The organism is Iodobacter sp. BJB302, assembly GCF_002735645.1.
Classification (GTDB): domain Bacteria; phylum Pseudomonadota; class Gammaproteobacteria; order Burkholderiales; family Chitinibacteraceae; genus Iodobacter.
The window spans coordinates 15,467-29,765 of record NZ_PDZG01000008.1 but is presented as its reverse complement, the minus strand read 5'-3'; the positions used below and the strand labels follow the sequence as shown (position 1 = coordinate 29,765).

Sequence of the window (14,299 nt, the reverse complement as noted above, 5' to 3'; positions counted from 1 at the left end):
GCGGGACGCCCGCACCAAAATCAACGTGCCGAAGGCACTATTCCTGAACAGGATACTTAAATGAATCTCGACCGCTACACCGTAAATTGGAATTACCCCACCAATGTGAAATGTGGCGTGGGGCGGGTGAAGGATTTGCCGCAGCTGGCGCGATCTTTGGGTATTAAAACACCGCTGCTGATTACCGATCCGGGTTTGGCCACTTTATCGCCCGTACTCAGCACCCTGACCCTGCTGGATGGGGCCGGTTTGCACGCAGGCCTGTTTCATCAAATTAAGGGCAATCCAACCGGGCAGAATGTGGCCGATGGGGTGGCGGCTTATCGGGAGGGTGGTTTTGATGGCGTGATTGCGCTCGGTGGTGGCTCGGCTTTGGATGCGGCCAAGGCAGTGGCGATGATGGTGGGGCAGAGCGGGCCGCTTTGGGATTATGTAGATGAAGGCGACAACTGGCTGAGGATTAAAACCGAAGGAATGGCGCCCCTGGTGGCGATTCCTACCACGGCTGGCACAGGCTCTGAAGTGGGCCGGGCTTCGGTGATTACCCATGAAGCCGAGCACGCCAAAAAGATTATTTTTCACCCGCGTATGCTGCCAGCGATTGTGATTTTAGACCCGGTACTCAGCACGGGCCTGCCCGCTAAACTGACTGCGGCTACCGGAATGGATGCACTCAGCCACAGTCTTGAAGCCTATTGCTCACCGTTTTATCACCCTATGGCCAGCGGTATTGCTCTGGAAGGCATGCAGCTGGTGCGCGAATGGCTGCCGCGTGCCGTTGCCGATGGCACAGATCTTGAGGCGCGGATGCAAATGCTGGTGGCTTCCAGCATGGGCGCAACAGCGTTTCAGCGTGGCTTAGGTGCGATGCATGCATTGGCCCACCCGCTGGGTGCACGTTTCGATGCCCATCACGGCATGCTCAACGCCATTTTGATGCCCTATGTTTTAAAAGCCAATCAGGCCGCCATCGACGAGCGCATCACCGCCGCCGCCCGCTACCTGGGCCTGCCAAATCCTTCCTTTGCCGCCTTCCTGGATTGGGTGCTGCGGCTGAGAGAAGAAGTAGGTATCCCGCACACGCTCAAAAGCATAGGTATCAACGAATCCTGTCTGGAAACCATTGGGACCGAGGCCGTGGCGGACGGCTCGCACGGCACTAATCCCATTCCGTTTACTCCACAGCAATATCGCGGCATCTGCGCGGCGGCTTTGGATGGCTTGTTGTAGAAGTTTGGTGGGGGCGTTGCCAAACCTAAAGTTTGAACCACGGAGGTCGCAGGACACACGGAGTTTCACGGAGAAAAGTAAGCCTTGAGTTTTGTTGTTTTTTTGGGTTTTAAGTATTTCAAAACCCAACAATTAGGATTCATATCGCAGTTGGTAGCACGGGGCTTAAGTCACCCCTTGAAGCACGCCGAAGCGAGGAACAAGCGGGGCGGTGTTTCGGCGAGGATGTTTGAGCGAAGCGAGTCCCGCAGCCGCCGCCTCGATTGTCCGCAGTGAGGGGATTTCGTGCTTCGTGGGGCGGCCTTCTTTTGGTTCTTTTCTTGGCCGTTCAAGAAAAGAACGCCCCCGCGGTGGCTACCGCTCCTAAATCCATGTGCCGAAGGCACTAAAAAGGTCTTTTTGTATTTGGGTGCACTGTGCTTAGCCAGTTCGCAAATTTCCACTTACAGATCTGAACATCATCCCACTGGAGCAGGTATGCAGCGTATTGCGGTAGCGGGTATTCAGCATGAAACCAATACCTTTTCCAGCATGCCCACTACGATGGCTCATTTTATTGAGGCAGATGCCTGGCCGGGGCTGACTCAGGGTGAGGCGGTTTTGGCTGCGGTGGCGGGGGCTAATTTGCCTTTGGCGGGGGCGGTTGCTGCGCTGGAGGCTGGAGGCTTACACGTTTTACCGCTGCTCTGGGCCTCGGCGAACCCCAGCGGGCGGGTTGAGGATGCGGCGTTTGAAGCGCTGTGGGCGATGTTTGAATCGGCGCTGCTCGCCGCAAGGCAGGCAGGGCCTGTTGATGGCGTGTATTTAGATTTACACGGCGCCTTGGTCACGGAGCGCTATGACGATGGCGATGGCGAATGGTTGCGCCGCACCCGCGCATTAATGGGTGAGCAGATTCCCATCGTGGCCTCGCTGGATTTTCATGCCAATCTCAGCCCTTTGATGGTGAATTCGGCCTCTGCCCTGGTCGGCTATCGCAGCTATCCACATGTGGATATGGCCGAAACCGGGGCGAGGGCGGTGGGTTTGTTGCAGCGGCTGCTGGCCGGAGAGGCGCTGTATTTAGCTTTTGTGCAACTGCCTTTTTTGATTTCCATGCCATGGCAATGTTCTTTAATCGAACCGGTGGCCAGACTGATGTATGCGGCAGAGCAGGCTGAGACGGGCGATATTTTGAGCGTGAGTTTTTTTCCTGGTTTCCCTTTAGCCGATGTGGCTGATGGGGGGCCCAGTATTTTGGCCTATGCCAAAAACACCTGTCTTGCAGAGACGACCGCCCAGGCTTTGGCGCAAAAAGTGCTTGCGGCCGAGCCGGAGTTTGCAGGCCGGTTGTGGCAGGTGGATGAGGCGCTGAGCTACGCCAAGCAATACACAGGCCAGGGTAAAACCATTATTCTGGCGGACACCTGTGATAATGCTGGTGGCGGTGCAGGCAGCGATGCGGCTGGGATCATTAGTGATGGCTTAAAGATGGGTATGCCCGCCATGATGGTTGGCATACTTTGCGATCCTGCCACGGCGCAGGCCGCGCACGATGCTGGAGTAGGCGGCGTTTTATTGAGGGAGATTGGGCAAGGCAGAAAGGCCAGAGGGGAATGGCGGGTGATTAGTTTGGGTACAGGGCAGTTTGCGGCCACAGGGCCTTTTTATGCGGGCTGCCAAATGGACTTAGGCCCTATGGCTTGCCTGCAATACCAAGGGGTTACTGTATTAGTGAGCAGCCGTAAGCAGCAGGCGGCCGATCAGGCCATGTTTCGTCATTTAGGCGCAGAGCCTGGCGAGGCAGAGGTTTTGGTTTTAAAAAGCAGCGTACATTTTCGGGCTGACTTTGGCGCAATCGCCTCAGAGATTTTAGTGGTTGAGGCAGAAGGTGATCATGTGGCCGATCTGAGCCGCTTGCAATATCGTGTATGCAAACGCCGGCCAGCGAGCTAGGCTAAGTGAAGGCAAAAGATCTGCAGGCACAGAGATCGGGAAGAACACAGAGTACGCTGAGAAAACCAGGCAATGGTTTTAGTTAATTCCCATTCGTATGTCACGTGGCCGTTTTGTCAGAGAATTAAATCTTGAACTACAGAGAGCACAGAGCTACACAGAGAAAGCCAACGATTTGATGGCTTTCTCTGTGTCTTTGTTTTACCCGGTGGTTCATGATTTTGGTGAATGAATAAGCGCTGGCATCTTTATAATCAGAAAGCGGTTTTAACTCGCTTTTTTGGTTTTTTTAGTGTTCTGCTTTTAAGCTCAGTGTTCTTTAGGTCTGCAGATTTTTTTTGACCATCACCCATCAGTACTTCAAATAAAACCCTAAATGCCCAAAGCTTTCGCCGCGCTCTATCTTGGGTGAGCTGCTGCCGTCAACGATATAGCCCCAGTCTGCGCTGATTAAGCCCCAGTCCTGAATTTGCCAGCGTAATCCCAGGCCCACGCTGCTGAGCGCTTCCTGGCTGCTGGATCCGGCATCGGGGGAGCGTCTGTGGATGGCGCCTGTGTCGATAAAGCTGAGCAGGCGCAAGCCTTCATAAATTTTGGGCGTGCTGATTTCTATTGTGCCTTGCACACCGCTGTCCCCCGTTGCGCTGCGGTCACTCACGCCGCGTAAAGAGTTATTGCCCCCTAATGCAAACTGCTCCCCCGCGATAAGGGCTTCATTTGAAAACTGGCCGCTTAGCTTCAGGCTGGCTTGCCAGTCGCCTGCAAAGCGATACAGGCCTTCTGCCTTAGCGTGCCATGATTGCCAGTTGCTGAATGCGTCTTTGCGGTTGGCCTGGTAGGCTTCATCATCATTACCCACGCCCGATGGCAGATTGTGCGTGTAATCAAGACCAAAATTGATCTCGATGTCTTCACTTTGCCAGTGGCCGTTATAAGCCAGAGTCAGCGGGCGGCTTCGTACATCGGGGCTGAGCTGGCCAACACCGGATATATCTGTGCCCCTGAATAATTTATCGTCGATTGCGGCTTCGATTTGCGAGCGGTATTGCCCCTGTGGGGCCAGATAGTAGGTGTAGCGCAGCCCGCCTGATTCACCTTTCCCTGTGATGGTTAAGCCTTCACCCAGGCTGCCGGAATCTACTTTGGATTGCGCATAATAGGCAGACAGGCTGCCGCCCAGCTGATACAAGGGCAAGCGGTAGAAAACACCATACTGGCTTACATTATCGGGCTGGCTGGGGGCGGTGGAGTAGCTGACTGTGGCAACATGATCGCTATTAAATAAGTTGGCGTGCTGTAAACCTAAAGAGAGGCGTAAGCGGCCGTTATCATCCGAGCCAGAGTTATTACCAGAAACAAAAACGCTCCAAGGCTTTTGCTGCTGGGTATCAAGAATGGCTTCAATGCTGTCTGCATCGCCTTCTTTAAAGGTGAGGGTGGTTTGTTTTGCCGGGTTTTCATTGGCAATAACCAGCTGTGTGGTCATCGCCTGAAAATTAGGCGAGCTGCCTTCCTGCAGTGCAGGCAGGCTGTTTCTCTGATTTTCTTCATCAAAAAAAGTGTTGTTTTTGATGCTTACTTTACTGAGTTTAAAGCTCAGTACTTCCAGAGTAATCGTGCCGCTCACTTCCTGAGGCGGCAGGGTGACGCGTAAAAAACCGTGCCCCCGCTCTCTTAATGCAGATTCAAAGGTGCTGGCAGCTTGCTGCAAATCACTGAGCGAGCGGTTTTTGCCTAAATAAGCTTGTAATAATTGCTGGCTGTCATCGTTAGAAAGAGGATTCTCCCCCTTCACATTAAAGGCGGTCACATTAAAAAGAGGCTCTTCGGCCCATACAAAGCCTGAAATTATGCTGGCGAGTAAACAAAGGCGAAATTTCATAAGGTGAAGGAGCTCTTGTTTATTTGACCGCACCTGGTTTGCAGCCAAGGTTTGAGGGAATGCCGTTTTTACTCAGAATGTCACGCAGCGGAATCTTTACAATGCCGATGGGGGTTTTATCAAACTCAATAAATACAGGGAGCTCGCGTAAGCGAATTGGGTTGTTCTTGTTCGAAAACCCTGTTTCGTCTTTCCCTAAAAATAGCACTTGCTGGCTGGTGTTGTCAGTAAGACTAACATTGCCATCACGGACGTGTACATAGAGCCCAGGCATATCATTACTGCCCTCGCTTTGACCAAATAAGAGCTGCAGATCAACAGGGATAGTATCAGGCCGTGGCACAGGCATATTGCCAAGCCCGGCTGGCGGTGTAGCCGGGCGGATAATGCCGGAGATGCGGATCAAAACCGTCTCACCAGGATTGAGCTGCTGAACAGGGCCATTTACAGGGCTGACAGTGATGCGGCCTTCCCATACATAAGCGCCAAAGCCATCCATGCCGGGTAAGGCGGGATCTGCACAAGCGGCTGTGCATTCAAAATCGACCCCTGTGCCGCGTATGCCAATCGTGGCGCTTTTGGTGGTGTATTGCACCGCATCGGGTTTGGCTTTGCCAATTAAGCCCGTTAAAGCGCGTAATCCCCCCTTAAATAATGAGAGGCCAAAGCTGCCTTCCGCAGGTGCGGTGGCTTTGTATTCAAAGCGATCAATCTGCATTTGTGTATCGCTGCGTAAAGACACCTTGCCCCCATCCCTGAAGGCCAGTACCAGCGCACCATCGGCGGCGGTTTCAACCCGCTCACCCACATAAACCGCGCCGCCTTGCACCAGCATGCGTAATACGCCTTCCTTGTTCCTGGCATTGGCTTTACCCGACAAGCTCACAACACGGGCAGCTGCAGCTACTTCAACGGCCTTATTTTGCTGAGTGGGCGCTTCTTTTGCTTCTTGCGCGCAATCGCCGGCACAAAGCCTTGCATCAAAATCAGTACCGCGAATCCCGATAGTGGCGCTGGAGGTCTGAATCTTGGCTGCCGTGGCTGATTGCTTGGAAATTAAGCCAGTAACCGCACGCAGGCCGCCTTTAAACAGGCCCAAAACCATGCCGTCTTCCCGCCCTGCCTGGCCAAAGGCAAAGCTGTCGATTTTCATCCTGGTATCCGGGCGCACCGTGATCTGGCCCCCATCATTAAACTTCAGAACGGCGTGGCTATTGGGCGCGGTAATGATTTCATCGCCCTCATTTAAAATCGAGCCTTTACCAATCAGCTTAAGCCCGCCACTTTTACCCTGCGCCGAAGCTGCGCCCTGCACCGAAGCCACTTCGGCCACAATGGCCGCATAGCTTGGCACTTGCAGTAAAAAGATAAGAAAAAAGAGCTTAAGGGCAGTTGGCATCGTCTTCTCCGGCAACGCGTATGGTCTCTTTGGGAGGCTCAAGCTCTTCTGGTTTTTTGGCTTCAAAGGGTAATTGCCCGGTGCCAATAATTTGGAAATGGCTTTGCTGATCCTGGTTTTGCAAAACAATAATTTTAACAATTTGCTCAACTTGCTCAGGGCTTGCAGTTAAGGGTAGATTATTCAGCAAAGGCGAATCCAGATTTTTGCCAATTTTATTAACAACGCCCGTGGTTTGAATTTGATCGGGGCTGATATTATTGCTGATGGTTCTGGCGCTGCCATAACTGATGGCACCTCCGCTGGCCGAAATCGCTTTCACACCTTTGGCGACCTGAATAACCGCCGCATCCACAGAAATCTCACCCGTTGTCCCTTTTACTCCCCGCTGAGCGCCTGCCCGTGCACCATTATTGCTGCCTGAATTGAATTGGGCCTGTGTGGCGCCCGCAATTAAGTTGGCATTTTGAATAAATGTATCATTTGCATTTACTTTGATATCGCCTGCAGCAATCAGATCTGTATTTTGAATAATATTGTCATTATTCGCACCGGTATCCCGGCTGGTGAGTTTTATTGTGCCTGTTGATTTAAATGATCCGCTGTTGATCCTTAAAACACCTTTACTCAGCAATGAAGTATCATCAGCAGAGAAGGGCGAAATAACGCTGAGCGTACCCTGGTTATCAATTAATACACTGCCCTTGCTGTTGATTGCCTGAACAGTAAGATCAGTATTATTAAGTAATGAAATATCACCACTGCTGCTGGCTGAAAATTGGGAGATGCTATGATTTCCCTTGTCTAAAGAAATTTGATTCAGTCCAATAGTTTGCAGGGAATTTGTTTTTATTTTTGCCTGGCTGCTGTCAATAATCGAATTTGCTTTCAGAATAACAGTGCCGCCTTGCAGCTGATCATTTAATTTTAATGTATCTGCTGAATTAATATTTACGTTTTCATCGCTAACAATACCAGCCAGGTCAATTGACTTGCTGTTGCTAAAGTTAATGTTTCCCTTGCTTTTTAGTCCGGCCACATCAAATGTATTATTGTTTTGTAAATCAATTCCCAGCTCAGCATCGGCAACGAATGTGGTGGCAGAAAGCTGTGCACCACTGGCCTCAGTCAGCTTGCCATTTAATATTTTAAATTGCAGTTGTTTTCCACTTACGCTTCCTTTTATATTTAAATCTCCTGTGTTATTTATTTTTATATCGCCATTACTGCTGCTTCCTTCTAAAACCAGCTCCTTATTATTAACCAGGCTGATATTGCCACTGTCGCTGATTAATCTGGCCTGATTTAAAATATTCTCTTTTTCAAATGTAATATCGCCGCTGGCCTTTGCATCAAGCGTTTTGCTGCTGATTATGCCGGAACTGCTCAGGCTGCCTTTTGCGCTGATACGTAAATTACCATTGCTGCTTGTTTTTCCTAAAGTCAGAGTCTTGGCATTATTAATTGAAATATCACCTTCTGCACTGCTTAAGCTGGCTTGATTAATTGTATTTTCATTATCCAGCTTAATTCCTTTTCCGGCTGAGGCGCTTAAGTTATCTGTGCTAAGTGTGCCATTTGCAAGGCTGATGATTGTTCCGCTATTTGCTTTCAGGTTTATATTCTTCGCAACGATTGCATCATTTATACCCAGATTGCCGTCTGTACTGATCTGCAGCTGACCCGCTGTATTAATAGCACCTAAGGCAAGTGTTTTGGTATTTGCAAAAACAATATCGCCACTACTGGTGGGGGAAAAAATATCAACGGTATTGGCTTCCCCAAGGTTGATGCTGGCAGATTGCGCATTAAGGCTTCTTGCATTAATAACGCCTCCCGCTGTCTGGCGAATATCACCTGTGCTATTTAAAGTTAAACTTCCATCCCCAATCGAAAATCCACTAATCAAAACATCACCCGTTTTATTACCTTTAGCATCCCCAACAATAATACTGGCAGATTTAATGCGGCTTAAATCGCTGTTGTTTAAAACAAAGCCGGTATCTGACTGACTATTACCTCCTAAAAAAACTTTGACATTATTATTACTTAGCGGGGTGTAAAAAAACTCACTTCCTTCTATCAGTGCCTGCGATCCCATTGCCAGATTGTCTGCAATAAAATTTATATTTTTACTGTTTATTTTATTGTTAATTTTTATTCCGCCAAAGGCTTGTAATTTGGCCAGTTCAGTATTGTTTAATACACCATCGACTGATATTTTACCCTCGCTGCTTATTTGCAGGTTTTTTGTACTGATATCCTGCAGTGAAAGATCTGTCTTGTTTTTTAATGAGAAAACACCTGCTGCTGAAGCAGATATTTTATTTATATTATGAGTGGCATTATTTAGAATAATGTCACCTGCTGATTTTAAGACGACATCGCCCATTAGCTGGGCCTTGCTATTGTCACTGACAGAGCTGCCACTGATATCTGATTTATTAGCGTTGAGTGTCCCTCCAATAAGCAGAACCTCACTGTTTTTTATTTTTAGCTGGTTGGCAATTACATCACTTAAAAATAAAGCGCTATTGTTATTCAGCGAGATGTCTCCAGTCTGGCTGGTTAAAATGGTCTGGCTTATTTTGTTGCTGTTTTCAAGTTTTATACCACTATCAGCATTAATCGCTAATTGTTCAGTATTTATAGTGCCATTTGAAATTTCGCTTACATTGCCACTTGCATTAAAGGCGACAGATTGAGCGGAAATTTGCTCATTTATGCCAATATTGCCTTTGGCACTAATCGCCAGTAACCCCGCTGTTTTTATTGCGCCAAGGGCAAGCGTTGTGCTGTTTGAAAAGAAAATATCCCCATTACTGACGGGTATAAACTGATCAACAGTATTTTCTTCAGTCAGTTTTATGCTTGCCGCCTGAACATTCAGCGTTTTGCTGATCAGTTTGCCACCACTGCTCTGGCTGAGAGCTCCGCTGCTATTAATAAATAAATCAGCACTGCCTGTGTTAAATCCTTTAATTTGAGTGTCGCCTACTTTATTTCCCTTTGTATCGCCAATGATGATTTTGCTGGCTTTTATTCTGTCAAAATCACTTTGCAACAGTTCAACACCTGTATTGGTTTTTGTGCTGCCACCCAAGCTCACTTTTATACTGTCTGCTGTCATTGGTGTATAAATAAAATCAGTAGTATCTATTTTGCCCTGCGAACCCATATTAAACTGATCTGTTTTTATATTTATATTTTTACCCGTAACCGCATTATTAATACTAATCCCTGTGCCTGATTGCAGCTGGCTGATGTCCGTGCTGCTAAAGCTGCCATCCGCATTTAATTTTCCATCATTACTAATATTTATCCCTCTGGCTTTTATCTCTAAAAGAGAAAGTGTACCTTTATTTTTTAATAATAAATCCCCGCTTGTTGATGCAGCAAAAGTACCTAAAGTATGCGTGGAATTATTAAGTACAATATCACCTGTGCTGCTGATTTTGGCATTGCCTATCAGTGTTGCTGCCGCGCTGTCGCTCATACTTTTTGCTGTTATATCTATCTGGCTGGCGTTTAAATTACCTTTTAAGACTAATTCTTCAGAATTAATCATTTTAAATTGCCCGCCAGCCGATTCTTCTAAAGACAGTCTCTTGCCATTATTAAGGCTAATGTTCCCCTGGCTGGTTTTTATCCCTGCGCTGTCAATTGTATTGTTTTTGTCAAGAGTAATACCTGTTGCTGCCGTGGCATTTAATTTATTGCTGTTTATAACTCCACCGCTCAGCTCACTGATGCTGCCTGCAGTAGCGCTGATTGTGCTGGTTTTACTGTTGATTATTCCGCCTAAAATTAAATTTCCTTTGCTGGCATTCAATGTTGCAGTATCTGCGTTTGTTATTCCATTTAATTCAATATTCCCTGCTGTAATAGTGCTGGTGCTGCTGTTTATTTTTCCACTGTGGCTGAATTTATTTGTGGTGTTGAATATGGCTGCGCTCACGTTAATTGTATTGCTGGTATCAATATTATTATCGCTGCTTATATTCGCAGTGTTTGCTGTTAAGGTGTCATTCAGTAAAATACTGCCTGCATTGCTGACTTTTACGTCACCAGAGCCTGTATTGACTACCCCAAGCGTGAGAGCCTGATTATTATTTAAATTAAGACTGCTGCCACTTATGGTGGCTTTACTGATTTGATTCGTTTTATCAAGTGAAACTGCGCCCGTTGCTGTGATATTTAAGCTGGCTGCTGTAACGCTGCCGCTGCTTCCCTCGCTTAAGTTTGCCGCTTTCAGATTGATTGTGCCGGCACTTATTGTCGATAATTCCCCATTAATGAGTAAATCACCCACATTGTTCAAATCAATGTTTCCGTTGCCCTTCAGGCTGCTTACGGTAAGCGTTTTACTGTTTTTAATTGAAATATCGCCCGAATTATTACTGGCGCTCAGGGTGTCTGTTTTATTATCCTGCCCAAAGCTGATTGCATTTGCTGATGTGGCTGTTATTTTGTTTGCTGTAATAATGCCGCCGCTTTGGCTGATACTGCCCCCTGTTGTATTCAGGGTTAAATTTTTGGCGGAAATGTTTTTGTTGATAACAATATTACCGCTGGAGCTTGCATTTATATCATTACTGCTGACTAATCCATCCGTATATCCTACAAACCCAAGATTAAGTATGCCGGAGTAATCGATATTAATATCGCTGCTTGCATTCAGTGAAATACCATCGTTAAATACATTACCCGTATTATTCAGGGTGATGCTGGATCCTTTGGCCATTAAGCCTCTGGCTTTTATGCGGCCGCTTTGATTAATGCTGCTCATTGAATATATTTCTAATACTGTATTCGGGCTGGATGTGAGTAAATCGAGGCTTGCTATATCAACTGCCCCCATCTGATATGAGGTACTGCCTATCTTGATGGTATTGGCCGTGATATTTTGAAATTCATTCTGAGTGATACCAAAACCACTGCGGCTGGTGCCACCTATTTGTAATGATGTGCCGGATGTAACGGGCAGCAAAGTGACGGTGCCACCGCTGGCGGCCAGGCTGCCATAGACGGTTACTTCTGTATTGTCGGTAAGATTAATATGATCTGCTTGCAGGGTTATATTTCCCGCAGTTATTTTTTTGTCACCACTTAAGCTGGATGTAGGAATGGTGATTGATTTATTGGCTGCCGTGGTGATGATCCTGGCATTTGCGGTGCCGGCATTTACTTCTATGCCTGAAAAAGTAACTGATCCGGAATTTTCAATTGAAATTGCACCATTATTAGTACTCACGCCTTTTAAGTTAGAGATATTACTTGTGCTGTCGCCACTGCTGCGGCCGGTACTGCTGTCTGTAATAAGCGTTAAATCAGTATTGTTTTTAAGTGTAATACCTGCCCCGCTTGAGGCCGTTTTGGCAGTTAGCCTAGCAATGCTGTTATTGCTGTTATCTAAATTGATATTGCCACTGCTTGTGTAAAGTGAAAGCGATGGAGTGTTAGCGTTGGTTGAAAGGGTAATGGCTGCTGACTGGCTGATATTGCCATTGTTTTCAATCCAGCTTTGGTTGCCCATTTTGCTGCTGCTGGTCAGCTCCGGGTGGGCCACTATTTCTATTGGTTTATCATTTTTTAAATAGACCGGGCCTTCACTTTTGCTGCTGAATTGATCAATCCGATTCGCTGCTTTTCCTAAATCAATAATATAAGCAGAGCCGGAAGAGGCTGGGCTGAGAGTGGATACGCTTAAATGGCTGGCTGTAATGTAATTGGTGCCAGAGTGTGATGAAGACTGGCTTATTCCTGTTTTGCCATAGATGCTTAAATTTTTGCCTGTGCGATCGATGGCTTGATTGATTGCAACCGTATCATCTGTTTTAAACTCCAAGTTGCTGGTGCTCAGCTTAGCAAGTGCTGCACTATTCAGCTGCATTTTGCTGGTATCTGTTCCATCATCAAACTCTATTGCACCTAATGCTTTAATTGATATTTTTTTATTACTGCCACTGGTAATCGTGCCGTTTAAAGTAAGACTTAATGCCTCAAGACTTATATTGCCATTTGTTGTAATGGCTCCCACTTCAATTGCTTTTTGTGCTGTTTTTAAAATAATATCGCCTGATCCATTATTTGTAATGGCGTTATATATTGCAGGCTGTGAAGCAGTGGTTGTGGTAATGCCGATGCTTTCCGGATAAGCATTACTTGCATCCAGTGTTAATGAACGGTTTGAATTGTAGGTATATGAGGTGGCAAGGGATATGGTGCCGCTTGATTTTACCGTTACATTATTATTAGCGAGTGCATTATCAATATCACCGGTTAAAACATAGCTGCTGTTTTGCTCTGCGCTATTGTCAAACACGCCCAGCGCATCGCTACTGGTAATGGGCGTGCCGGTTGTGGCGATGGTGATATTGTTGGGGTCCAGCAGTAGTGTTCCGGCTTTTCCCTTAGGTGCAGAGGTATCTGCTTTGGCTTTGAAATCTAAATATTCTTTTCCTGAGGTTTCAATCAGCCCGCCATCTCCGCCCAAAGCGCCGCCTTTAGCGCTGATCCGGCCGTTAACCCGGGTTGTTTTGTCTGCCCAAACGATGACTTTGCCGCCATCCCCATCTGCAAGGGCATCGGCACGTAATGTGCTGTCTGCACTGGTGTAGCTGGCTTCTGAGTTGGGGATGAGATTATTTTTACCCTGGTAATCTCCGCCCACTAAAATACTGCCGCCTGCCTGCTGCCCGCTGGCGTCAATGTTTGCGTGGTCAAACACGCCTACATGTCTGCCAAGCAGCTGCACCTCTCCGCCCTTCAGCCCTGTTGCGCTGATCTGGCCGCTGGCAAGCAGAGTGCCTGCCGGCCCAGCGTCGAGTGTAATTTGCCCGGCCACTGCGCCACTGGTATCAATGCGGCTGGCGGAGCTGGTTTCTATTTTATCGCTGGCGCGAAGTAAAACCTTGCCGCCCACTTGTTCGGCGCGAACCGCACGGATATCTCCGCTGTGTTTTAAGGTACCTGCAAACAGGCCAACGGCATCGCCCTTGATCTGCCCCAGATTAATTACACTATCGCTTGGGGCTTGTAAGGTAAAGCGCATGCCTTCCAGGCTGAGGCTAACAATCTCAACTGATTTACCAGCGCCCAGTACCACATTACCGTTATTGGCCTCGATAAGGCCGCTGTTTTTAATATCGGGGGAGATTAGAAAAACATCGCCATCCTGGCTGCGTATCATCCCTTCAACGGCTATTTTCCCGCCAGTGCCATCAAAGCGATAACGCCCGTTAAGAAAGTCATCATTTTTAATATCGAGCGTGGAAGCCACAAAGCCAGCGGTATCAATTCGGGCGTCCTTGCCGACTAGGAGGCCGTTGCGGTTAATTAGAAAAACGCGGCCATTTGAGCTGAGCTGGCCCAGAATTTGTGATGGATCGATGCCGCTGACGCGATTCAGCACGATGCTTTTGACGGATTCCTGCTGGAATCGGGTGGCCTCGTCTTTGGCGATATTGAATTTCTGCCACTCGATAATCGCGTTGGGCGTGTTCTTAATGGTGAGCATTTTGCCCACCTGCTGAATATCTGCCGTTCCATGGATGATTTTTGCATTCTCAGGATTAGCGAAGGCCGGCGCACCCATCAGCAGCGGTAAGGCGCTTGCAATTGCGAGCACTAAGGGGCGTAAAGGAAATTGCGGCTTCATTTTAGCCTCCGCTGTCACGGGGAAATGTAATCGCTTAATTCTAGTTTGTGATATGCCTTTTACCAGTGGCATCTGATGAAGTCACAAACAGTATTACTGTTTTTTCTTTCTTTATGCTTTTTATTGTCTTTTGTAATTTGTCAGTAACAATGCTAAGTAAAAACCCTTATTTTTTTAATGTGTGCATATAAGG

At 47.6% G+C, this 14,299-nt stretch carries 5 protein-coding genes; 2 read left to right on the top strand and 3 right to left on the bottom strand.

Going from position 1 to position 14,299, the window contains the following annotated elements; translation table 11 throughout:
• The first annotated feature begins 60 nt into the window (after positions 1-60).
• On the top strand, positions 61-1,230 hold the full coding sequence (locus tag CSQ88_RS04105; RefSeq protein ID WP_099396834.1) for an iron-containing alcohol dehydrogenase: 1,170 nt from the start codon (positions 61-63) through the stop codon (positions 1,228-1,230).
• Between the two features lie 477 nt (positions 1,231-1,707).
• Positions 1,708-3,165 carry a M81 family metallopeptidase gene (locus tag CSQ88_RS04100; protein WP_099396833.1) on the top strand — a complete coding sequence of 486 codons (1,458 nt, stop codon included), beginning with the start codon at positions 1,708-1,710 and terminating at the stop codon, positions 3,163-3,165.
• 352 nt (positions 3,166-3,517) lie between these two features.
• Here the strand turns inward: CSQ88_RS04100 and CSQ88_RS04095 are convergent, their stop codons facing one another.
• Genes CSQ88_RS04095 through CSQ88_RS04085 form a run of 3 tightly spaced genes read right to left on the bottom strand, consistent with a single transcriptional unit; the run spans position 3,518 to position 14,106 of the window.
• On the bottom strand, positions 3,518-5,047 hold the full coding sequence (locus CSQ88_RS04095) for a ShlB/FhaC/HecB family hemolysin secretion/activation protein (protein WP_099396832.1): 1,530 nt from the start codon (positions 5,045-5,047) through the stop codon (positions 3,518-3,520).
• 19 nt (positions 5,048-5,066) lie between these two features.
• Positions 5,067-6,446: a FecR domain-containing protein gene (locus CSQ88_RS04090; protein ID WP_099396831.1), complete on the bottom strand. Its 1,380-nt coding sequence runs from the start codon at positions 6,444-6,446 to the stop codon at positions 5,067-5,069.
• Positions 6,430-14,106 carry a filamentous hemagglutinin N-terminal domain-containing protein gene (locus CSQ88_RS04085; protein ID WP_180273521.1) on the bottom strand — a complete coding sequence of 2,559 codons (7,677 nt, stop codon included), beginning with the start codon at positions 14,104-14,106 and terminating at the stop codon, positions 6,430-6,432. Before CSQ88_RS04085 ends, CSQ88_RS04090 begins: the two co-directional genes overlap by 17 nt.
• Positions 14,107-14,299: the final 193 nt, after the last annotated feature.

Coding starts and splice junctions, on each gene's coding strand:
- CSQ88_RS04085 (WP_180273521.1), bottom strand. CDS start 14,106: ATGAAGCCGCAATTTCCTTTACGCCCCTTAGTGCTCGCAATTGCAAGC.
- CSQ88_RS04100 (WP_099396833.1), top strand. CDS start 1,708: ATGCAGCGTATTGCGGTAGCGGGTATTCAGCATGAAACCAATACCTTT.
- CSQ88_RS04095 (WP_099396832.1), bottom strand. CDS start 5,047: ATGAAATTTCGCCTTTGTTTACTCGCCAGCATAATTTCAGGCTTTGTA.
- CSQ88_RS04105 (WP_099396834.1), top strand. CDS start 61: ATGAATCTCGACCGCTACACCGTAAATTGGAATTACCCCACCAATGTG.
- CSQ88_RS04090 (WP_099396831.1), bottom strand. CDS start 6,446: ATGCCAACTGCCCTTAAGCTCTTTTTTCTTATCTTTTTACTGCAAGTG.